Raw genomic sequence first — 20377 nt, forward strand, 5'->3', positions numbered from 1 at the left:
ATCCCATCCACCAGGAGCTCGCCATGGCCTACTTCAATCCGAAGATCGAGATCAAGCGCATCGTGAACGCCGCACTCGACGAAGCGCTCCCCGCCTGGGAGGCGCGCTACGAGCCCGGCAACGTCTCCGACTATCTCATCGGCTACGCCAACACTGAGGCCGCCGCCAAGGGCGCCGCCCTCGCCTGGCTCCAGTCCCAGAGCGACGCGAATCCGACCACTCTGGAGTGGGTGGAGCAGCCCACCGGCGACCAGCACGACCACTGGTACGGCCTGATCCAGAACGCCGACGGCGGGATGGCCCTGGACCTCGGCATCAACGTCCGCCACCGTCTGCCTGCTACGGTCCGGAACGCCGCCCCCCAGAACCCCAACGCACACCGCCCGCCCTGCATCGACGGCGACCATTGCGGCGAGAGCGCCCACTGCCCGCCCATCACGACAGCACCCAGCCTCGACTCTGCGCTGCCGCTCCCTGACATCCAGTTCGGACGCCCCTTCGTTCTCGTTCGCGACGTCGACGTGTCCGGCGTCTCCGGCACCGGCATCGTCGCTAACGGCATCGAGTTCCCCGACGGACATGCCGCCATCCACTGGACCGGCAGCAGGTGGCCGACCACCACTCCTCACTCGTGCATGGAGTCCGTCACGGACATCCACAGCCACGAGGGAGCCACCCGCGTGGTCTGGGAGCCGACCGCCATCCCGCAGGCCGAGTACAGCAGCGTGTGGCCCGAGCTCATCGGCTGGGTGCAGGCCGCGCAGGAGGACGGCGAGCAGATCACCCCCGAGGAGCTGCTCGCGTACCTGAGCGAGCTGAAGCGCCGCGCGATGGAGCCCGTCCGCCGCTGGATGGAGGAGCAGCGCCGCGCCTGACCCCCACTGCCATCGGGCGGGCCACCGAGCCGGCCCCATCACCAGGAGCGCCGCATGAGTCACCGGTGCCCGTCCAACTGTCACCGTTGCCCCGACCTTGACGACGACGTCATGCCCGGGTGCATGGGAACCGCTTCCAACCAGGGCAGCTCGGCAACGGCGCGGCTCCTCACCTGGTGCACCTGCTCCGCCAACCGGACGCTCCCTGCCGAGGACAGCACCGCCGCTCGCATCGCCGCCCTCGAAGTCCGCATCGCCGAACTGGAGGCCCGCCTGTGACCACCGTTCGGCGTCTTGTCACGACCCACACCCAACTCCGAGGAGCAGCACCGTGACCGAGCCCATCAACGATCACTTCACCGAGGCCGCCATCCGCTGCGGCGCCTACCTCGACGCCGACGCCGACGCCGTCCTCCAGGTCCTCGGCGAACCGTTGCCCGAGAGGAAAGAGTTCGCCGACCCGACGACCGCCGACGACCCCACCCCGCTCCGCTGGGGCCTCGGCGACGTCCTCCACGGCGACGACGACAGCGTCACCGTCTGCTTCTCCGGGCCAGACCGGGAGCCGTATGCGCTGCACCTGGACCCCGCACGGCGCGACGCCCTCCGCGACGACCTCACGCCGCCCGGAGATGAGCAGCCGGAGGCCTGCCGCCTCGTCGAGACCAGCGGCACCACTGTCCTCGTCCGAGGCTCCGGCGACTGGACCGACGAGGACCAGGGCTACATGGCCGAGATCGTCGCTGCCGCCAAGCGGAAGTACGAGGCCGAGCACCCCGCTGTCGGGCAGCCGGCCGAAGCACACGGCGCGGACCGCACCGCCGTCCTCAACGAGGCCATCGAGGCCGTCCTCGGCCGCGTAGAGGCTTACGGGGGCATGGGGCAGGACGCCGTTGACCGCAACCGCAAACGGTCCGCCATCGTCGGCATGCTCCGCCGCATGGCCGTGGAGGGCGAGCGATGACCCAGCCCACCCCGAACCCCACCATCCAAGGCCAGTGCCCCGCCTGCCGAGGCACCAGTCTCTTCCTCGGTACCGGCGGCCACGTCACCTGCGCCCGCATCGACTGCCCCAACCCGTGCGCCGCCGACGACCTCCTCCACTCCCCGGCCGGCCCCCTCATCACCGGCACCCTCAAGCAGCTCACTACAGCGACCGCCACTCTCACCGCCTGCCTCGACGAGCACGTCCAAGCCATGCGGCAGGCCGTAGACAGGAGCACCCGATGACCACCCAGCCCTTCAACGTCAACACCGCTCGTGCCCAGCGCCAGGAGGCCCACGGCCGCACCTGGTCCTTCGAGTTGGACGGCGACACCTTCAGCCTCCCAACGGAACTCTCCCGCACGACGGCCAAGGCGCTCCGCAAGCTCGACGACAACGACGTGGACGGCCTGCTCGCGCTCCTCTTGGGCCCCGAGCAGTTCGCCCGCTTCGAGGAGCACGAGGTCACCATGCAGGACCTCGCCGCCATCTTGGAGGCGTACGGCAAGAAGACCGGGCTCGGTCTCGACGAGGGCGCCCGATGACCCAGCACGACAGCGCCACCTACCTGCCGCCCGCGAAGTACACCCGCAGCGACAACGCCCAGTGCTGCCCCCACGCCACCCCCGTCGCCCCCGGCTCCTGCCCGTACTGCTGGGAACTGCACCAGGCCGCCTGCGCCCCGTGCTGGGGCAAGCACATGGCAGCGATACGCCAGCCTTCGCCGACTGCCGAGCTGCGGTCTGCTGCCCAGACCCTCCGCCGGCATGCCGACGAAGCCCAGGCCGCCGTCGACACCAACCCCTACTGGCAGTCCACCCTCGTCGACCGCTCTGACTGGTACACCCACGGTGTCCGCGGCGGCCTCGGCGGCCCGTCCGGAGAGCTCGCCGCCCTCATGCATCCCGGCACCGGCCACGTCCTCGCCCAGTGGCTCGACGCCGAGGCCGGACACCTCGACCACGATGGCCACCCCGCCCTCCACGAGCACGCCCTCGCTGTCGCCCGCGCCATCAACCGGAGCCAGCCGTGAACCAGCCCACCTGCCCGTTCTGCGAGATCGTCGCCGGCCGTGCCCCCGCCACCATCGTTCAAGAGTGGGACGACGCCCTCGCCATCGTCCCCCTGAGCCCCGTCGTCGACGGCCACACCCTCGTCATTCCCCGCGACCACGTCACCGACTTCGGCACCGACCCCGAAATCTCCGCACTGACGATGCTCCGCGCCGCTGAGCTCGCCCAGGGGACACGGCCGATGAACCTCATCACCAGCCGCGGCCGCGAGGCCACACAGTCGGTGTTCCATCTCCACCTGCACCTCGTACCCCGCGTGGAGAACGACGGCCTGGCACTGCCCTGGTACAGCGGCAAGGGCGGACGAACCGCCCATCGATGACCGTTCCCAGCAACCCCCGCCCCCGCAAGGAGAGCATGTGATTCACCCCGGCCAGACGTACCGCTCCGCCGACCCCCGCGACAGCATCCGCATCCGCATCAAGGCCTACAACGCCGGCGAGAACCGTGCCCTCGTCGTCGACGCCACCACCGGCAAGCGGCCCCGGCCCATGCTCGTCACCGCCCTCCACGCCACCGCCACCACCAAGGCTGGCAAGCCCCGGCGCACCGGCTACATCCTCGAGACGGCGGAGACCGAGGCCGCCGAGGAGGAAGAAGCGCTCCGCGCCCTTCACGCCCCGCAGCGTCACTGGCTCGCCGACCACGGGCGCAGCGCCGCTCGCGCCCAGATTCCCGGGCCCCGCGCGCTCCAGAACGTTCTCAAGACCCTGTGATCGAGTCCCGTCACCAGCCCCAACCACAAGGAGCCCCGTGACCCGACGCATCTACGCCAGCGACGTCGGCACCTACCTGGACCGCGGCGGCCACACCACCTCCGAAGGCCCGAAGTGGACCGCCGGCTACCGAGTCCGGCAGGACAGCCCGCGCACCGTCCGCGTCCACCACGACGGCCCCGACGAGCTCGACTTCCTCGACCAGTACGCCCGGACCCTCCAGGCCCGCGGCTACTTCGTGTACGTCACGCGCCCGGCCCGCCGCCGGCCCCACCTCCGCATCACCCACCCCTGAGGAGAACCGATGACCACCCGCAGTTTCACCATCGCCGAGCTGACCGCGCTCGGAGTCCCGCCGGACAGCCCGAAGGACATCGAGTACAGCGACATCCTCCAGGCCGACGAACCCGGCATGATCCTGAAGTACACGCAGCAGCGCACGTGCGTCTTCGAGGCCCCGGACGACGGCATCACGTACGCGGTGAAGTACGAGGCGCCCATCGACACCGGCGACTACGAGGTCGGCGACGGCATGCCCGACAACCACGGCTGGCGCGGTGAGGTCGAGGCCGTCGAGGTCGAGCACCGTCCGGTCACCGTCTACCAGTGGGTCCCCGTGGACCAGGACGACACGGAGACGGACACCGCGCTGTGACCGACAAACTCATCCCGAGCGGGGCGCCCGGCCGCGAGGCTGGCGCCCGCGCGGCGACCCCGGCTCCCGCAGCGTACGACGAACACTGGCAGGGGTACGAGGTCACTGCCGACGCCACCCACCGCTACCTCTGGCTCTGGCACGGCTACAACATCCGCGCCATCGCCGTCCCCAAGACGCCCGACGGCGAATGGTCCTACGACTACGGCTGGTGCTACCCCCGCGACCCCGACCTCGTCACGGCCGCCCTCGCCGCCTGGGACCCCGACACGCAGGACGAACCCGTCGGCTGGCACAAGCGCCCCACAGCGTCCACCCGCCGCGCCCCGCACCGAGACCGCGACCCCGTCTACAACCGGCCCCGGTGCCAGCACGGCTGCTACATCGCCGACGGCTGCCGCACCACGAACTGCCCCGACAGCATCGCCCCCGGAACACCCAGACCAGCCGATGTGACCTGACGCACCCCCGACTTGGGCCTGCGGACCAGACCGCTCCGCAGGCCGCCAATACCGTCCAGACGACCGTCTCCACCGCACTGTTTGAAGGAGTTCCTCGATGAACAGCACCACCGCCGGCATCCGCTTCGCGGCCGCCTATGCCGTCCTCACCGCCGCCCACGAGGTCGGCGACTACTGGGCCCAGCGAGACGAGGACGCCGTGGCCAAGGGCCGGCCCGGAAGAGAAGGCCGCGCCGCATGCATCCGGCACGTTGCCTCGTACACCGCCGTCCAAGCCCTCGCCCTGGCCGCTGCGGACAAGGGCCTCGCCCTCGGCCTGACCTGGCGCCGGGCCGCCGCCGGACTCGCTGTCTCCGCCCTCACTCACTACGCGGCCGATCGCTGCGCCGGCCACTGGGCCGAGACCGGACCCGATGCCCCCGCGCTCGTCCGCGCCGCACACGGGACGGGACACACCGGCTGGCTCACCCGTGCGCCGGAGGCCGGCCCGTTGATGGACCAGTCCTGGCACAAGGGCTGGATCGCCGTAGCTGCGATGATCGTGGCTGGACGCCGGAGCTGATGAGCTCGGCTCCCGCCGCGAGGATTCGGAAGAGACAGGGCGTGGCAGGCGGGCCGGGCGCCGCAGGGAGGACGCATCCTTGTGCCGGGCAGGAGACGACCCCCGCTCCGAACGGATCCGAACGGGGGTCGTAGAGGTGCTGGCTACTCCGTCGACGCTGACTCGGCCCGCTTGGTTTCGGCGTTCCGCTGCATGATCTGCCGGATTTGCTCGCGTGACCATCCGGTCCGTCGGGCGACATCGGCCTGGGCGCCGCGCTCCTCATTCCCCTCCAGTACGGCCACCACCTCAGTGATGAGTTCAGCGCGCGCCCTGTCGAGTGCTGCCTCGGCACGCCGGTAGCGCCGGGCGGCTGCGTCAAGGGCGGTGGTGTCCATGGCGGCCATCATGCCACGCAACCAGCCAACCGAATAGGCCAACCCCCTTGACAATAGCCAAGTTCATTGGCCAATCTTGTTGACATCAGGGGGTGCCATCGGCGCCCTACTCCCACCGAAAGGCTCCCCATGAACGCCACCACCATCACCGCCGGCACCCGAATTCGCGTCCGCCGCTACAACGGCGAAGGCAAGCTCCACTTCGTCAAGGAGGGGCGCGTTCTGGAGGCAGACGGCCGCTTCCTCCACTTCCACGACGACGAGACCGGCTACCGCGTCTGGCTCGACGCCAATCCCCTGGCCATCGGCGAGACCATGAAGGGCTGGACGCAGGCCTACGAGGTGATCTAGCACCTCGCCGCCCCGCCGAATGGCGGGGCCCTGACGTCACTCCCCCCGCCCCGCAGAGGCAAGCCCATCCGGTGTCCCCAGCACCCGGGCACGCGGTTCGAATCCGCGGCGGGGCACTCCACCCCTCACGCAAGCGGCCCCGGCCGGAGTTCGCAGCTCCACAGGCCGGGGCCATCCAACCCCTGACGTCACCAGGAGCAGGCTTATGGATGAGCGTACCCAATCCCGTGTTCCCGCAGAACTGCGGCGTAGCGACCTTGCCGCCCAGGTTCGGGCCGCCCTCGGCGTCCCGGGGCAGGCGGGCCCCCAGCGCTCGCTCGGTGAGACCAACCGCCAGGTCCGCCTGTGGTCCGTCCTCGAGCTCGACGCCGCCTTTCAGCAGGTCGGCGGTCTCGTCACTGCCACCCCGCTCGACGCCCCGCCCGGGCGCACCTGGCTGAAGGTCAACCTCACGGCCTACATTCCCGGCCTCGGCCCGGTTCGAGCGTTCGCTCCGTGGGAGCCCGCCGCCGAGCGCTATGGGTTCGAACTCCGCGCCGTTCGTATTGCTGAGGGGGCCGAGATCGCCGCGGCTCGAGTCGCCGAGCTCCACCGCGAGGCGGCCGCCGACTACGCCGAAGCCGGGCGCCAGCGCGCCGACACCCTCACCGTCTGGACGGCCAACTGCGGCCTCGGGGCGGTGAGCGTGCCGACGGGCTACAACTACCCGCCGAGGCCCCTTCCGCCGACGCTGCCCCGCACCCGCGCCTGAACCCCACCCTTCCACCGGTCCGGCCGGAGTTCGCAGCTCCCGCCGGCCCCACCCTGACGTCACCAGGAGAAGGAACCATGGCCCAGCCCACCCCGGACGCCACCGCAGACCGGCACGTCCGCCACGCCCTCACCCGCCTCAAGGTCGCCAGCACCGACCGCCGGCGCCTCATCGAGGCCGCCGCCACCGAGTACCTCTCCCAGGTCCACCGGCACCGCCTCCCCGCCGGCTACTCCCAGCCGATCGCCGACGATGATGAGGATCTCTGAAAACGGCCAAGGGCGCTCTTCCCTCCGCTTCGTTGCGGCTTGAAACGAGTGGGGAATGTGGGGAGCGAAGAGCGCGTGTGAGGGCCCGGCGACCGAAGGTCGCCGGGCCCTGTTGATCGGTGACGGTCAGGCGAAGTTGTTGCCCGCGGTGCTCACGGAGTCCGCCGCAGAGAGGTGATCTCAGGGACTCTGCTGGCGATGGTGGGACGGGCCGCTTCCGGGGTGGCCAGCAGGGCGACGATGGTGACGGGCTGATCGCAGTGCGGGCAGTTCCGGACAGCGGTAGGGGTCAGGGCCTGCTCCAGCTGTCCGGTGCTGGCTGCGACCGTCGGAGCCTGCCGGGGCTGCTGTCCGCCAAGCCGGATCGCCCGCTGTTCGTCGCGTTCCTGGTTGCGCTGCCTCTCCGCGTCGCGGCGGCAGTTGGGCGAGCAGTAGATCTGCCGAAGGCGAGGGTTGGCGGTGAAGACGCCCTGGCAGACAGGGCAAGTGTGGACTGCAGGGGGTGAGGGCGGGAGCCGGTGGGCTGCGGACTTGCAGCGGGGAGAACAGTAGATCTGTCGAGGATGTGGCACGAACTCGCCCTGGCGGACAGGGCAGTTGGCCGACAAGGGGGTGAGTGAGGTCGTGACGTTGTCAGGAGACACGGGCGTTCACTCCCTTGCGGATGGTGTCGGCCTGGGTCTGGTGATTGCGGAGCCGGTAGGAGGGGCCGTCGATGCCGGCGACGGCTGCCCGGTGCAGGAGCCGGTCGAGCATGGCGGCAGCGACGGTGGCGTCGCCGAAGGCTCCGGCCCAGTCGGCGATGCCGACGTTGGTCGTCAGGATCGTGCTCGACTTCAGATACCTCTGGTTGATCACCTGGAACAGCGCGGAGGCACCGTCCTCGGGAAGCGGGAGGTAGCCGAGCTCGTCGATGATCAAAAGCTTCGGACCTGCGAAGAAGCGCATGCAGGTCTTCCAGCGTCCTTCGAGGGCGGCCTTGTGGCACTTGGCCGCGAGCTCGGCGGCGGTGGTGAAGTAGACGCGGTGTCCGGCGTCGACCGCGGCCCGGCCGAGGGCGACGGACAGCATGGTCTTGCCGACGCCGGGAGGCCCGACGAACAGGACGTTGGAGGCGTCGTCGAGGAAGCGCAGGGTGGCCAGGTCGCGGATGAGTTTCTCGTCGACACCGGGCTGGGCGGCGAAGTCGAAGTCGTTCAGCGTCCAGGGTTCGGGCAGGCAGGCGAACCGGAGACGAGCCGCGAGCCGACGGGCCTCAGTCGCCTCGACTTCGATCTCCAGGAGCCGTTCCAGTGCGGCGGTCAGCGACATTCGCTCGGTCCGGGCCTGGTCCAGCACTCGGTTGAGTGCTTCGGCGGCGTCGTTGAGTTTGAGGTAGGAAAGGTGGCCTCGCAGCTGCTGGAAGCGGCGTGCTTCGCTCATCTGCATCGGGGACGTACTCACTCCGTGTTCTCCTCCTTCGGTGAGGGAACGGTCCGCAGCCGGTCGGCCACGGCGGCATAGTGGGACAGGTCGATCACGACCCGTTCGGCCGGATCACCAGCGGCGGCCTGCTGACCGCGCAACCGCTCGGCCTCGGCCCGCGCGGCCTCAGAAGGAGGCCTGCGGACCTTGTTCTTGCAGGGAGCCCGGTCCGAGAACGAGGCCAGGACCTCTCGCTCAAGCGCGAGGACATGCCCGGCGTCCCGCACCGTCTGACCGGATCCGCGCGGCGCCCGGCGGTGGCGGGCAACCACGGCCCGCCCGGCAGTGGCGATGTCGAGATGGTTCTCGCCGAGCCGGTGCAGGACCCTGACCTGGGTGCCGGCGAGTCCCGGCGGGACGGAATACAGATTCCCGTCGAAGGACACCAGGCACTGCGGGCTCACGGTCCGCTCAACCTCCAGCTCGGCCGGGAACGGCCGGACCGGGACGTCGAGCAACATTTCGGCGGCAGCGAGTTCACCGACGGTGACCTTGATCCCGTCCACCGACCGGCGGCGTTCATCCATGCGGACTGCGAGCTTGTCGATGCCGGACTGGGCCTGGACGACGGTCAGCGCGTCGGGAACCGTGCGCCACCAGCGTTGGGCTGCCGAATGGTTGGCCTTCTCGACAACGCCCTTCCGGTTGCCTCGACGGGGCGGACAGATGTCGACTCCGACGCCGTAGTACTTCGCGACCGCGGCGAAAGACGCGGTGACCTGCCCGCTGGAGGGGTAACAGACAGTGGCCATCCGGTCGAAGCGCCACCGCCTCGCGGTCCCGCCCAGCTTGCGGACCACCTGATCGAGGGCCTGGACCAGGTGCGGGAAGTCCTCGGACTCCGCCAGCACCGCCCGCCACCGGCCCGAATGCGCGAGCGCCCCGACCAGCAGGTGAGCGTGCTCGCCCACTCCCCACGACTCGGGCGCGTCCGGAAGCTCCAGCCAGTCGAACTGGATCTCCTCGCCCGGCGGATGTGCGATCACCGCGACGTTCCGGCCCGTCGCGGCATGACATGGTTCGCAGTGCGGGCGGACCTGGTAGCGGCGAAGAGCGCGGGTGAACGTTGAGTAGCCGCCTTCATAGCCCAAGTCCCTGACCTCGTCGAACAGGGTCGAGGCCCACAGATGTGGATCGTCCGCGAGCCGCTGCCGGCAGTACTGCAGGAACGGCACGAAGGCATCCGGGCTCTGACGGCGCTGGCCAGGGACCTGGTCGCCATTCAGATAGGCACGGATCGTCTTGCGGTCACGACCCAGATGCCGCGCGATCGCCGAGATCGTCCAACCCTGACGACGCAGAGCATGAGCATCCACGTCTTCCTCCCGCGTGAGCATCCAGGCCCCCGAACAGGCCGAACTTGCGCACGCAGGCTCTCCACGACACACCGATACCAGTTCGACACGCCGGGCAGGACCACACGAAAGACGGGGAGATCAACTGAGCAGGTTTGGCCGCAGAGGGAGCAGAGCCAGGGGAGTTAGCCGCGGGTCAGCATGACCACGGAAATAGGCACCGCCACCATCCCGCAGATCGCCAGGAACCCGCCTACGAATCGCACGAAACCCTCAGACACAGCACGGGCTTCCGCCTGCTGCCGGGAAGCCCGCTCCAGGCCGTTCACGATGAGGGAACGAATCCCTGCAGCCCCTCGCTTCGTGGCAAAGGCTCCCCCCACGAAGATGACCGCCAGCCCCCAGATCAACAGGAACACAGCACCCGCGGCGGGGCCGCTCTGACCGGCGAGAAGCAGCATGCCCGAATCCTTCACGGCCAGGACCACACCGGTCAACAGCTGCGAGCCACAGAGGGCGGGGAACAACGGCGAGCACGCCTGAGGAGAGCCTGAGCGCAGGGTGGGGAAATTCAAGTATCGCCATCAACGACCGCCAGAACCGCGCCGACGCCTTCCACATGCGCCGCGGCGACCAGCTCGCCCAGCTCCTCGGCCTCGCCGCCCGCCCCGACGACCCGCACCTGCCCGTCGTCGCCCAGGCCGTCCTCACCGAGCTCGACGCGCCCGTCCGCCAGCTCACCGAGTACGCCACCCTCACCGGCCAGCCCGAAGCCGTCGCCCTCCTCCACCTCGCCACCACGCTCACCACCGACTCCGGCGACGGAGACGACATCACCGTCGGCCTCCAGTGGATCGCCCGTCGTCTTGAGACCGTCCGCCCCCACGGCGAGATGACCCCCGCGGCCCGCCGCGCCCTCGCCGACCGCGCCGGGATCGACCGGCACGGCTTCGGCAACCCGGCCTCCCACGCCCTCACCGAAGCCCTCCTCCAGCACCTGCCCACCCCCACCGCCGGCATCAACCGCGCGGACTACGCCGCCACCATCCCCACCATCGGAGCCGCACGATGAACAACCGCGCCTGGACCGCCTCCCGGGTGGTCGTCTCCGTCGCCGCGCTCATCACCGCCGGCTGGTCCCTCTACGCCGTCAGCCGCCACTACGGCGCCCCCATCCTCATCGCCGGCGCCTCCGTCGCCGTCTTCGACGGCATCGCCTACGGCTGCCAGTACCTCGCCACCGTCGCCTCCACCGCCGGCCGCTCCGGCTTCGGCGCCCGCCTCGCCGCCCTCTTCATGGTCGGCGTCTCCGTCGCCCTCAACATCAAGCACGCCCAGCTCATCGCCGGCGGCCCCACCGCCGCACTCCTCTTCGCCGTCCCCAGCATCGGCCTCCTCGCCATCGCCGAACTCGACTGGGCCGGCGGCCGCGCCGACGCCCGCACCGCCCGCGGTGAGCAGCCCTACCGCCTGCCCGCATACGGCGGCTGGGCCTGGCTCCTCGCCCCCCGCACCGCCGCCCAGTCCGTCCGCACCGCCGCACTCGCCCACATCCAGCACACCCACACGAACGACCAGCCCCTCCTGTCCGGACAGTCCGGACCGAGTCCGGACACCGCCCTCACTAAAACCGGCACCGACGCCGTCCGCGAGTACTTCGCCATGGTCAACCCGATCGACGCGATCCACGTCGCGCACAACTCCCAGCCCGCCCTCTCCTCGGCCGAACTCGCCTCCCTCCTCGTCAGCTACGGCGTCCCCGTCGACCAGGTCCAGGTCGACATCGTCCTCGGCCGCCGCGGCCCCGCCGGCAACGTCGAGCGGAGCGGCGCCCTGCCGGCCCCTGGCCCCCAGCCGGAACTCGTCGCCGCCCAGTCCGGACCGTCCGGACTCGCCCCGGACCCGCTCCGCGTCGCCCTTGCTCAGCTCCAGGACCGCTTCGCCGCCATGGACCCCGGCGAGGTCATCCGGATCATCGACAAACTGCAGCCCGCCCTCAGCTCCCAGCGCCTCGCCGACCTCCTGGCCGACTACGGCCTGAACGTCACCCGGCCTGCAGTCGACCTCGCCCTCCGCCGACCCCAGGCCGAACTTCTCGCCGTGCTGTCCGGACAGTCCGGATCCGGTCCTGCCGCAGCCACCGCCACCACCGCCGTCGAGGCCCTGATCGAGTACGGCGTCCGGGACGTCGACCTCGCCATCCCCGCCGTCTGCGCCCACCTCGGGCCGGCCGTCCGCGAGGACACCGTCCGCCGGCTCTTCGACCGCAAGGTCAAACCGATCCGAGAGGCCGAGACCGCACAGACCACGGAGGCCGCCGAAGCTGACAGCATCGGCAAGGGCGGCGGCTACAACTAGCCGTCCCCACACCCTCCTCGCCCGACCCACCGGCGGCCGCCCCCACACCGCGGCCGCCCCCACCCAGGAAGGACCTCGCCATGAGGATCCGCACCGGACACGCCAGCCGCGAAGGCACGCGCGAGGACAACGCCGACGCCGCCACCGTTCACCAGCTGTCGACCGGCGCCATCGGCGCGGCCGTCATCGACGGCATTGGCCACGGTCCCCGCACCTCCGACACTGCCCCGCTCCTCGCCGCCGTGGCCGCCCGCACCACCGCCCACCGCGGCCCCCTCGCCGGCCTCCTCACCGCCGGCCTCCTCATCTCCGACCCCGGCTACGACGACAACGAGGCCAACGCCGTCGGCGTCGCCGCCGCCCTCGAGCCCCTCGACGCGCTCTTCCGCATCGCCTGGGTCGGCGACTGCCGCGCCTACGGCTGGAGCCACGAGGCCGGCCTGCGCAACTACACCACCGACCACACCGTCGGCGAGCAGCTGCGCCGCAACGGCGCCCCGTGGGACCTGGCTGCGGATCACGACAACTGGATTCGGACCTCCCTCGGCGACGCGACGGTCGCCAGCGTGTACGAGGTCCTGATCCCGGACGGGCTCGTCATCCTCACCTCCGACGGCGTCCACGACTACGTCGAGCACGGACACCTCGAGGACCTGGTCCGCGAGCACGCGACCGACCCGCAGGCCCTCGCCGACGTCCTCGTCTCCGCCGGCGAGTGGGGCACCGGCGGGTACCGGGACGACGCCACCGCTGTCGTCCTTCGGCGGGGATGATGGCCTCATGGAAGCCCTGATCGCGTTCCTCCAGGCCCGCCTCGACGAGGACGCCGCAGCCGCCCACGCTGCCACTCCCGGCCCCTGGTGGTACCACCCTGGCAAGCAGTGGCTGGAGGGCGAGTCGTTCGAGAGCTACGACCTGACCAAAGGGCTGGAGTTCGTCGGCTACGGCGGCCCCCACCCGTTCACCGGCGCCGTGGCCGGCACAGGGCCCGCCGACCACCCCCAGAGCATGGCCGACGCAGCACACATCGCCCGGCACGACCCCGCGCGAGCGCTTCGCGGCGCGGAGGCGCTCCGCAGCCTGCTGCACGCCTACGAGCACCCCGAGACCAGCCCCGAGCTGCCGGACTCCGTGAACACGCTGACCACGGCCATCCAGCGACAGGTGCTTGAGAAGGCCCTCCGCCTCCTGGCCATCGCGTACAACGACCACCCCGACTACCGGCCCGAGTGGGCCCCCACCACCTGAGGAGAGCACGATGAGCGAGCGCGTGAACGTGAAGGTCCTGCTGCTGATCGGCCGCGAAGCCGAGATCGTCGCCGACGCGGACGACGCGACCACCCCGGAGCGGTACCCCGCGGTCGAGATCGCCGCCGCGGTGAGCCTTCCCGAGGGCCAGCTGCCGGGGACCCGGCTGACGGCCCGGGTCGGGGCCGGCCACCGGCTCTTCGACTGGCGCCTGGCGAGCGACCAGCGGCCGACGGCCGGCGGCCGCACGCCCACGCCGATCGTCGAGCTCACCGCGCCCGCGAGCGGAGCGCTGGGGGAGCGGATCACGGACCACCTCGGTACGGCCCACCGGCTGCTCGGCGAAAGCCCGGCGTAGGCAGCGACACGACGACGGCCCCAACACGCTTCAGAGTTGGGGCCGTCTCTCAGACCGTAAGTGTTGCAATTCGGGGCAGTTGGGTGCATGCTGGAGTCACAAGGAACCGGGCCGCGAACCCGGGACCACCACCCACCACAGAAAGGCGGACCTCATGTCCGACCAGCGCGACGAGATCCTGGCGCACATCGCCCACGACCTCTCCCTCACCTACTCGAAGCTGGCCATGGCCTGCGGCAACCTCCCCGTCCCGGTCGCCATCCCCACCGGGTCGGTCAGCAACGTCGAGGCTATCCCTGCCGTGCGCCGCGTCGCGGAGCTCGCCGAGGACGTCACGATGCCGGTCGACCAGCAGGCGCAGCTCTTCGCCAGCTGCTGCTTCTGGCTCGGGGCCATGGACATCTACGGGCTGCTCTTCGCCAGCTTCCACGACGTCCGGGCCCACTCGGCGCTCGCCAACCTGATCATGGCGAACGAGAGCCTGGAGGACCTCCTCGCCTGGCTTCGGGCCCACACCGAGATGAAGTAACCCCCACGGCCCCCGGCAGCCAGCCGGGGGCCTTCCCGTGCCCCCAGAATGTAGACGGACCGGCAGGGCCAGGCCGAAGCCCAGACGCCCGCTCGCGCGGACGCTCGCGAAACCCTGCCGGTCCCACCCAGCCCCAGAGAGGCCAGGCCACCATGGTAAACACGCCACCCGCCAGCGAGACGCTCAGCGAGATCGCCGCCCGCCACGGCCGCTCCGAGAAGACGATCCGCAACACCTGGGCCCGACACCCCGACTGGCCGGCCGCGGTCGGCAAGCGCGGCAGGGCGTACGTGTACGACCCCGCCGCCGTCGACCAGGTCGTCGCCGACCACTTCGCCCGCCCGGCCGCCGACCTCGAGCCCCGCCGCCTCTACACCACTGCCGAGATCGCCACCGCCACCGGCCTCAAGGCCGTCACGATCCGCGCCGAAGTCTCCAAGGGCCGATGGCCGGCCGCCGACGACACCGCCGGCCGAGTACACCGCTGGTACGGCTCCACCGTCCTCAAGGCCCTCCAGGACCGACGCGGCTACCGCTCCACCGACTGAGCGGCGAAACCTGTCCAGCCCGCCCGCCCTCGACAGCGAGCGCCGGAACTCGACATCGCCGCCGAGTAGCCGCCATCGACGCGCAGCCGGCCGATCCCTGGGGGATGTCCGGCGTGCCGTGACCGCCGTCGACCTGGCGACCGACGGCCTCCGCAGCGGACGTCGACCGCCCGGCGAAGGGGGGCGCAGCTCGGCCCCGACCGGGCCGTCTCGGGGCGCGCCTGGGTGGACGCGCGCGGGGCCGGGGGTGGGGGAGCAGCTCGCCGGGGGCGCGGGCCGGTGGGCCGCTGCGGGAGGGGCGCCCTCCGGGCCCTGGCGGGCCCTGCGGGTGATCCCCGGGCGCCCTTCGGGCGCGTTCACCGGGGATCAGTCCGCGCAAGCGCGGACCGCTCTGGCCTGCGCCTTCGGCGCGCACCGGCCAGAGTTCCGGCCCCTGCGCCTTCGGCGCGCACCGGGGCCTCCACCCCTCCCTTCCGGCCCACCGGCCCGCGCCCCCGGCGGCGAACTCGTCGTGAAATGAACGGAGTTGACCAATCCCGAGTGTTGCAAAACGGGGCAGTTAAGAGGAGAATGGAAACCGAGGGCAGCAAGGGGCCGCAAACCCTAAGCCCTCACCAGCCAGCAACACTCAACAGGAAGAAGACACCATGTCCGACCAGTACGACGAGGACATCCAGAAGGTCGGGGCCGCCCTGATCGCCACCTACGACATCCTCGTCCGGGTCTGCCTCCGCCTCCCGATCCCCGTCACCCTCCCGACCGGCCCGCTCCTCGACTCCGCCGAGCTGATCCCGGCCGTCGCCCGCGTGGTCGACCTCATGGAGGAGATGCCCGCATCGACGGACCTGAAGCTGTCCGTCTTCACCGCCAGTCTCAACTGGCTCGCGGCCGGGAAGCTGTTCAGCCGCTACCTGGACCACCCCGAGGACACCACGGCCAAGCCGGAGATCGAACTGATCCTCTGCGGAGCCGCTGAAGCCCTCGCCAACGCGGCGGCACTCCTGCACACGGAGGACTGACCGAACGGCCCCCCGGCACCCAGCCGGGGGGCCACCCGCGCGCCGAAAGGACGGCCCTACGGGCCGGGCCGCCCCTATGTGGCCTGCGGCCACGGGCGACCGAAATGGAAAGGCGGCCCCCTATGTGCCCTTCGGGCACGGGCCACCTGCCCGCCCTGCCGGGCGGGGGCGCTCCGCGCCCGGCCCCCTCAAGGCGCTTCGCGCCGGGGCCGCCCCTGCGGGGCCAAGGAGCGCGCTCCGCGCGCACCCGGGACGGGCCTACGGCCCGCCCCGGATCCCCTCCCCTCGGACTCGCCGGGCCGCAGCGCGCAGCAGTCTCCAGGGGCACGTGGAGGGCTCTGCGCTCTCGCTACGATGAAAGTGTTGGCCTCCCTGGGGAGGCTGGCTGGTGACCGGTGGGGTTTTGCGAGCGCCTGCTCTGCCAGGCGTCTGGGCTTCGGCCTGGCCCCACCGGTCTTGCTGTCTGGAGTGCGAGCGAAGCGGCGCTCCGCAGCGTCCAGGCGGCATCACGACCACGGCGTGTCTGCAGCCGAGTCGGCTACGCCAGACGCAGGCGCCACCCGGGCTCCGGACCGTCGAAAACGGGGACGAGCGTGGCCGAGTAGCTCTCCACCGCCGGCCGGGCGGCCTCCTCCCAAGCGCCCAGCCACCTGCGCAGCACCGCGAGGGAAGCAGAGCCGGGGGCATCGGCGAAGATCGTGCCGTTCTCCTCGATCACGGCGGCCGACGTCGGCGTGCTGTGCCCGATGGCCCACCGGCCGCCGCGCACTGCGCCCACGGTCAGTTGCGGGTCCGCCTGAGCCGCGACGAACGCCTGGAATGACGCCCACGGCAGGGCACCGCCCGCGTACGTCCCTGTGTGCGCCCCCGGGTCCTGCAGCCGCTCCAGCGTGGCCCGGGCCCCACTGCGCAACCGGTCGTCCCGGTCCCGCCAGCCGATCGAGATCCACGCCGGCGCGGGCACCCGGGTCTCCCAGTCGACCCACCGGCCCGGCGCGTCCAGGTCCTGCTTCGGCGAGGTGGTGGCGTCGACGTACTCGCCGTGGAAGACCTCCTCCACCACCGGCTTCCCGCCGCTCACCCGGACCTTCACCACCGCGGTCATGTGCGGCAGCTCGGCGACCGGCAGAGGCGTCACGATGACCGCCTCGTCCGTGCTCTGCGCGACCCACTCGGCCGGCAGGAGCGGGGGAGTGCACCACGCCACCGTGCGGTGGAACGGCGCGTGCGCGGCACGGGCCGGGTCGTCGGCGAGGTAGCAGCGGACGTGGAAGTCCGCCTGCTGGTGGTGGATGAGGTTCGCCCACGAGACGAGGTAGGGGTCGATGTCCAGGCTCGTGACGCTGCCCGTGCCCCCGACGAGCTGCGCCAGCAGCGCACCGGAGTACCCGGACCCGGTGCCGTGCTCGATGACCTTCATCCCGGGCTGCACGTCCAGGGAGGTCAGCTCGCGGTGGATGACCCGCGGAGCGGAGCGGTGCGGGGTTTCGCCGCGCCCGTCGTGGTGGGTGTAGTGGCGCTCGGGGACGGTGTCGGCGGCCTCGGCGACGACGGTCATAGCACTCCTTCAGGTGACACAGGGTGGGCACTTGCTTGCGATAACTGCTCCGGGCGGGTGATGGACACGGCCGCCCGGAAGGTCAGATCTTGAGGGCCGGCAGGTGGTGCCAGCCCCCCGCCGTGTACTCGCCGACGGGTCCGTGGCCAGGGAGCTCCACCCAGGCGTGGTACTCCACCGGCGGGGGAACGAACCGGGCCCCGACGCACCAGTCGAGCCGGCCGCCGAGGAGAGCCACCGCGAGGACGGCGCTGAGGGACGTCTCGAGGCATGCGGCCCGCCCGGGCCACCAGCGAGCCGCATGCCTCACAGCTTCCACGACTGCCTCCGCCCGAGCCGGCGCCACCGGCCGTCGGCCGAGCCAGCGCGCGATGCGCACCGCGCGCGCCGTGCGCCGGAACGGGAACCGCAGCAGTACCAGCGCCGCCGCGAACCCGACCACGGCGGCCGCGCGCTCGACGGTAGACCCGGTACGGGAGGTCGAGTACGCCTCCATGCTGCTCATCGCGACCACCACCGGCGCTGTGCGGGCTCGGGCGCACCGTCGTGGGCAAGGCCGAGGCGGACCAGGGAGCCCGCCACCTCGCCGACATCCGCAGCGGCCCGCTCCCGGCCGATGCTGTACCGCGCGGCGTACCGTTCCACTGCCTGCTCACGGCCCGGCCCGGCCAGGAGCAGGAGCACGGCGGCCGAGCTGGTGGGGGAGAGGTACTGCCATCGGCCGGTGTGCTCGTCCAGGATCGCGCCGCCCTCATCCGTCAGCACCGGGTGCGCGTGCTCACACAGCTGCCACACGGTCACCGGCCTCCTCCCACCAGCCGATCGCCGCGGCGTCGAGCTGTCGCAGCCACACCTCGGCCGCGATCGCCGAGTGGATCGCGCCCTGTGGCGCCGGCTGCCCGGCGACCGCTCGCGCGAGCGCCTCGGCCACGGGCTGCTCGGTCAGCAGGCCCATCGTGGCGAGCCGCGACGACGGCCCGAGCAACTCCCGCATCCGGACGGCGGTCGCCTGGATCCCCGCGTACGCGACCCCGTTGAAGCCTCCCTTCGTCCGCCGCTCCAGGACGAACGACGGCACAGGCCCCGCCTTGAACGCGGCCCCGAGCAGCGGCTTGAACTCGTAGGGCACCCCGCGCTGCTGAGCGGGGACCGCCAGGCAGGCCCTCATCACCTCGGAGTCCAGGTACGGGGCCGCGATGTCGACGCCGTGACCATGCCTGGCGAGCGCCCGCAGCCCAGCAGTGTCCGCGCCGACACGGGCGAGATCCTGGCGCTCGGTCCACACCGCCAGCTGGTCCGGAGCGTCATCAACCTCGGCCGCAGCGTCGTCGAGGAGCGATGCGAGCATCAGCCGCGCCCCGCGGGTCATCCAGTCTGCGGTGGCCAGCAACGGTGTCCACGCCACCGGCCGCTGCGCCTGGGGAACCCACGGCCGCGGGTCGGCGCGGAGCTCGCGGGCGACGGCAAGCCACCCCCCGGGCAGGTCCAAGCGGCTGGCCGGCAGCGCGCGGCGGAACGTCTCGATCCCGGACGTCCTGCGCAGGCGCGCGTGCCCCTGGGCGTGAGACCACGCGCGTCGGCCCTTTCGCTGCCGGAGCAAGTCGGCGATGTATTCGGCGCCCGCCGACAGTACTCCGTCCCCGCCGACGCCTGTCAGATGGGCGCCGCCCGGCCCGTTCATCTCCACGACCGCGTCCAGCACCGCCCGCTTGATGGGCGCGGTCACGACGTACGCGGACGGGGCGTCCGTCACCGGCAGGTGCGTCAAGTCATCGAGGCCCGCGTAGTACACCGTGCCCGCGTTCCCGGGCGCGATGCGGTGCCGGATGCTGTCGACCGTCATGGCGGTGCGGGCCGCGTACGTGAGGTCGTCGTCACGCAGCCGCTCGTCCGCGAAGGTGACAGCCGCGACCGGGCCTCGCTCGGCCGCCAGGCATGCGAGCGTCGTCGAGTCCAGACCGGCGAGATCCGCACTCACCGACCGGCCGTCGGCGCGCAGGGCCACAGCCGCGCGCAGCGCTGCCTGCACCCGTGCCGCTCCCGTACGCAGGTCCACCGGCTCGTATGCCACCGGCTCGTATCGCACGACCCGTGCCCCGGAGGGCGTCAGCTCCAGCAGCGATCCGGTGGGCACCCGCTGTACCCCGCGGAACAACGAGCGCCGGCCGGTCACGTCGGGCTGCCCGAACGCCAGATGCGCGGCGAGCGCGGTCGTATCGACTGGTGCTCCGTCCAGCGAAGCGAGAGGGATTGCCGCGGTCGACCACCAGGTGCCGCCCGTCTCCGGCCGGAAGTACACCGGATGCTGCCCGGACAGGTCCCCGATGATCACGGTCGACTCCCCGTGCCGGGCGACCACCGTGTACGAGCCGGGCCAGCGGGTCAGCTCTGCCCACCGGCCGGCCACGACATGCCGCAGGCCGGCCAGGAGGTGCTCCTCGTCGGCCGCGCATTCACCGACGACCGCCACCGCTGCAGCGTCGACGGATGTGGACAGGACTCGGTCATGCGGCCATTCGGCCGTCCACACGTGCTGAAACCCCGTGACCGGCCGGCCCGCCGCCGGCCTCTGGACGGGGGAGTGGCCACCGGACCACCCCGCGCTCCACCTCATCTGATGCCTCCCGAACGTCTGAACTGCATGTAGAAGAGCGAAGACGCCGGTCCTGCCGTCCTGCCGGGACGGGGCAGGACGGCAGGACCGGCGCCTCCAGAGGCGGGGCAGCCGACGACAGCTGCCCGCCCCGCCGCGCGGTGAGATCAGTGCTTGTACTGGGTGTCGTCCGCGGTGTCGAAGGACTGCGTGCCGAGGGTGACCTCGGCGACGGTGCCCACGGCGATGACCACGGGGGCCTCGTAGGCGGGGGTGACGATCTCGACCTCGGTGATCTGCTGGGCCATGACGGCTTCCCTTCGTCAGTGCCCG

The 20377-nt window shown here is 71.5% G+C and carries 32 protein-coding genes; 23 read left to right on the plus strand and 9 right to left on the minus strand.

The features are described 5' to 3' along the window. Positions 1 to 23: 23 nt before the first annotated feature. The 12 genes from HHL19_RS16290 (at position 24) to HHL19_RS16345 (ending at position 5326) form a co-directional block, all read left to right on the plus strand. Entirely contained in the window at positions 24 to 875 is an 852-nt protein-coding gene (locus HHL19_RS16290) for a hypothetical protein (RefSeq protein WP_169090135.1), read from the plus strand. A 123-nt stretch (positions 876 to 998) separates the two neighbouring features. Next, positions 999 to 1154, plus strand: a complete 156-nt coding sequence (locus HHL19_RS16295; RefSeq protein WP_169090200.1) for a hypothetical protein — start codon at positions 999 to 1001, stop codon at positions 1152 to 1154. Between the two features lie 52 nt (positions 1155 to 1206). Beyond that, a complete protein-coding gene (locus tag HHL19_RS16300; protein ID WP_169090203.1) occupies positions 1207 to 1839 on the plus strand; it encodes a hypothetical protein in 633 nt (210 codons plus the stop codon). Further along, on the plus strand, positions 1836 to 2105 hold the full coding sequence (locus HHL19_RS16305) for a DUF6085 family protein (protein ID WP_169090205.1): 270 nt from the start codon (positions 1836 to 1838) through the stop codon (positions 2103 to 2105). The genes HHL19_RS16300 and HHL19_RS16305 overlap by 4 nt, the downstream gene beginning before the upstream one ends. Continuing rightward, entirely contained in the window at positions 2102 to 2404 is a 303-nt protein-coding gene (locus HHL19_RS16310) for a hypothetical protein (protein ID WP_169090207.1), read from the plus strand. The genes HHL19_RS16305 and HHL19_RS16310 overlap by 4 nt, the downstream gene beginning before the upstream one ends. Then, entirely contained in the window at positions 2401 to 2892 is a 492-nt protein-coding gene (locus HHL19_RS37275) for a hypothetical protein (protein ID WP_169090209.1), read from the plus strand. Before HHL19_RS16310 ends, HHL19_RS37275 begins: the two co-directional genes overlap by 4 nt. Then, positions 2889 to 3254, plus strand: coding sequence for an HIT domain-containing protein (locus tag HHL19_RS37280; protein ID WP_169090211.1), 366 nt, complete (start codon positions 2889 to 2891; stop codon positions 3252 to 3254). Before HHL19_RS37275 ends, HHL19_RS37280 begins: the two co-directional genes overlap by 4 nt. 37 nt (positions 3255 to 3291) lie before the next feature. Further along, positions 3292 to 3648 (plus strand): hypothetical protein, encoded by a 357-nt coding sequence (locus HHL19_RS16325; protein ID WP_169090213.1) that lies wholly within the window; start codon positions 3292 to 3294, stop codon positions 3646 to 3648. Between the two features lie 37 nt (positions 3649 to 3685). Beyond that, complete coding sequence (locus HHL19_RS16330) at positions 3686 to 3943, plus strand: hypothetical protein (protein WP_169090215.1); 258 nt, start codon at positions 3686 to 3688, stop codon at positions 3941 to 3943. A gap of 9 nt (positions 3944 to 3952) precedes the next feature. Beyond that, complete coding sequence (locus HHL19_RS16335; protein WP_169090217.1) at positions 3953 to 4303, plus strand: hypothetical protein; 351 nt, start codon at positions 3953 to 3955, stop codon at positions 4301 to 4303. Next, positions 4300 to 4764 (plus strand): hypothetical protein, encoded by a 465-nt coding sequence (locus tag HHL19_RS16340; protein ID WP_169090219.1) that lies wholly within the window; start codon positions 4300 to 4302, stop codon positions 4762 to 4764. The genes HHL19_RS16335 and HHL19_RS16340 overlap by 4 nt, the downstream gene beginning before the upstream one ends. 97 nt (positions 4765 to 4861) lie before the next feature. Continuing rightward, positions 4862 to 5326, plus strand: a complete 465-nt coding sequence (locus HHL19_RS16345; protein ID WP_169090221.1) for a hypothetical protein — start codon at positions 4862 to 4864, stop codon at positions 5324 to 5326. Between the two features lie 143 nt (positions 5327 to 5469). Here HHL19_RS16345 and HHL19_RS16350 read toward each other — a convergent pair whose 3' ends face one another. Next, the gene (locus HHL19_RS16350; RefSeq protein WP_169090223.1) at positions 5470 to 5703 is read right to left on the minus strand and encodes a hypothetical protein; all 234 of its coding nucleotides are present in this window, start codon (positions 5701 to 5703) and stop codon (positions 5470 to 5472) included. Between the two features lie 129 nt (positions 5704 to 5832). On the opposite strand from HHL19_RS16350, the gene HHL19_RS16355 reads away from it, so the two are divergent. The 3 genes from HHL19_RS16355 to HHL19_RS16365 all read left to right on the plus strand — a co-directional run bounded on the left by HHL19_RS16355 (position 5833) and on the right by HHL19_RS16365 (position 7074). Next, positions 5833 to 6054 (plus strand): hypothetical protein, encoded by a 222-nt coding sequence (locus HHL19_RS16355; RefSeq protein WP_169090225.1) that lies wholly within the window; start codon positions 5833 to 5835, stop codon positions 6052 to 6054. A gap of 205 nt (positions 6055 to 6259) precedes the next feature. After that, positions 6260 to 6805: a hypothetical protein gene (locus tag HHL19_RS16360; protein WP_169090227.1), complete on the plus strand. Its 546-nt coding sequence runs from the start codon at positions 6260 to 6262 to the stop codon at positions 6803 to 6805. Positions 6806 to 6882: 77 nt separating this feature from the next. Continuing rightward, entirely contained in the window at positions 6883 to 7074 is a 192-nt protein-coding gene (locus tag HHL19_RS16365; RefSeq protein ID WP_169090229.1) for a hypothetical protein, read from the plus strand. Positions 7075 to 7707: 633 nt separating this feature from the next. Here the strand turns inward: HHL19_RS16365 and istB are convergent. The 3 genes from istB to HHL19_RS16380 form a co-directional block, all read right to left on the minus strand. Beyond that, positions 7708 to 8517, minus strand: coding sequence for an IS21-like element helper ATPase IstB (gene istB / locus HHL19_RS16370; RefSeq protein WP_346768582.1), 810 nt, complete (start codon positions 8515 to 8517; stop codon positions 7708 to 7710). Then, positions 8514 to 9875 (minus strand): DDE-type integrase/transposase/recombinase, encoded by a 1362-nt coding sequence (locus HHL19_RS16375; protein WP_169090231.1) that lies wholly within the window; start codon positions 9873 to 9875, stop codon positions 8514 to 8516. The genes istB and HHL19_RS16375 overlap by 4 nt, the downstream gene beginning before the upstream one ends. Positions 9876 to 10018: 143 nt before the next feature. Next, positions 10019 to 10294 (minus strand): hypothetical protein, encoded by a 276-nt coding sequence (locus HHL19_RS16380; protein WP_169090233.1) that lies wholly within the window; start codon positions 10292 to 10294, stop codon positions 10019 to 10021. 158 nt (positions 10295 to 10452) lie between these two features. Between HHL19_RS16380 and HHL19_RS16385 the strand changes: the two genes are divergently transcribed. From HHL19_RS16385 to HHL19_RS16420, 8 genes are all read left to right on the plus strand, one after another. Next, complete coding sequence (locus HHL19_RS16385) at positions 10453 to 10905, plus strand: hypothetical protein (protein ID WP_169090234.1); 453 nt, start codon at positions 10453 to 10455, stop codon at positions 10903 to 10905. After that, positions 10902 to 12191: a DUF2637 domain-containing protein gene (locus tag HHL19_RS16390; RefSeq protein ID WP_169090236.1), complete on the plus strand. Its 1290-nt coding sequence runs from the start codon at positions 10902 to 10904 to the stop codon at positions 12189 to 12191. Before HHL19_RS16385 ends, HHL19_RS16390 begins: the two co-directional genes overlap by 4 nt. Positions 12192 to 12271: 80 nt before the next feature. Further along, complete coding sequence (locus tag HHL19_RS16395; RefSeq protein WP_169090238.1) at positions 12272 to 12964, plus strand: hypothetical protein; 693 nt, start codon at positions 12272 to 12274, stop codon at positions 12962 to 12964. A 7-nt stretch (positions 12965 to 12971) separates the two neighbouring features. Then, positions 12972 to 13439 (plus strand): DUF6221 family protein, encoded by a 468-nt coding sequence (locus tag HHL19_RS16400; protein WP_169090240.1) that lies wholly within the window; start codon positions 12972 to 12974, stop codon positions 13437 to 13439. Positions 13440 to 13449: 10 nt separating this feature from the next. Then, positions 13450 to 13797 (plus strand): hypothetical protein, encoded by a 348-nt coding sequence (locus tag HHL19_RS37285; protein WP_240981643.1) that lies wholly within the window; start codon positions 13450 to 13452, stop codon positions 13795 to 13797. Positions 13798 to 13951: 154 nt separating this feature from the next. Then, positions 13952 to 14326 (plus strand): hypothetical protein, encoded by a 375-nt coding sequence (locus HHL19_RS16410; protein ID WP_169090242.1) that lies wholly within the window; start codon positions 13952 to 13954, stop codon positions 14324 to 14326. 152 nt (positions 14327 to 14478) lie between these two features. Then, the gene (locus tag HHL19_RS16415; protein ID WP_169090244.1) at positions 14479 to 14874 is read left to right on the plus strand and encodes a hypothetical protein; all 396 of its coding nucleotides are present in this window, start codon (positions 14479 to 14481) and stop codon (positions 14872 to 14874) included. Between the two features lie 647 nt (positions 14875 to 15521). Beyond that, a complete protein-coding gene (locus tag HHL19_RS16420) occupies positions 15522 to 15893 on the plus strand; it encodes a hypothetical protein (protein WP_169090245.1) in 372 nt (123 codons plus the stop codon). Positions 15894 to 16431: 538 nt separating this feature from the next. On the opposite strand, the gene HHL19_RS16425 is transcribed toward HHL19_RS16420, so the two are convergent. The 5 genes from HHL19_RS16425 to HHL19_RS16445 all read right to left on the minus strand — a co-directional run bounded on the left by HHL19_RS16425 (position 16432) and on the right by HHL19_RS16445 (position 20352). After that, complete coding sequence (locus HHL19_RS16425; protein WP_169090247.1) at positions 16432 to 17451, minus strand: protein-L-isoaspartate(D-aspartate) O-methyltransferase; 1020 nt, start codon at positions 17449 to 17451, stop codon at positions 16432 to 16434. Positions 17452 to 17533: 82 nt separating this feature from the next. After that, the gene (locus HHL19_RS16430; protein WP_240981644.1) at positions 17534 to 17956 is read right to left on the minus strand and encodes a lasso peptide biosynthesis B2 protein; all 423 of its coding nucleotides are present in this window, start codon (positions 17954 to 17956) and stop codon (positions 17534 to 17536) included. Beyond that, positions 17953 to 18252, minus strand: coding sequence for a PqqD family peptide modification chaperone (locus HHL19_RS16435; protein WP_169090249.1), 300 nt, complete (start codon positions 18250 to 18252; stop codon positions 17953 to 17955). The genes HHL19_RS16430 and HHL19_RS16435 overlap by 4 nt, the downstream gene beginning before the upstream one ends. Next, on the minus strand, positions 18230 to 20065 hold the full coding sequence (locus tag HHL19_RS16440) for an albusnodin/ikarugamycin family macrolactam cyclase (RefSeq protein ID WP_169090251.1): 1836 nt from the start codon (positions 20063 to 20065) through the stop codon (positions 18230 to 18232). Before HHL19_RS16440 ends, HHL19_RS16435 begins: the two co-directional genes overlap by 23 nt. 146 nt (positions 20066 to 20211) lie before the next feature. After that, positions 20212 to 20352, minus strand: a complete 141-nt coding sequence (locus HHL19_RS16445) for a lasso RiPP family leader peptide-containing protein (protein ID WP_169090253.1) — start codon at positions 20350 to 20352, stop codon at positions 20212 to 20214. Positions 20353 to 20377: the final 25 nt, after the last annotated feature.

Source organism: Streptomyces sp. R302, assembly GCF_012927245.1.
Classification (GTDB): domain Bacteria; phylum Actinomycetota; class Actinomycetes; order Streptomycetales; family Streptomycetaceae; genus Streptomyces.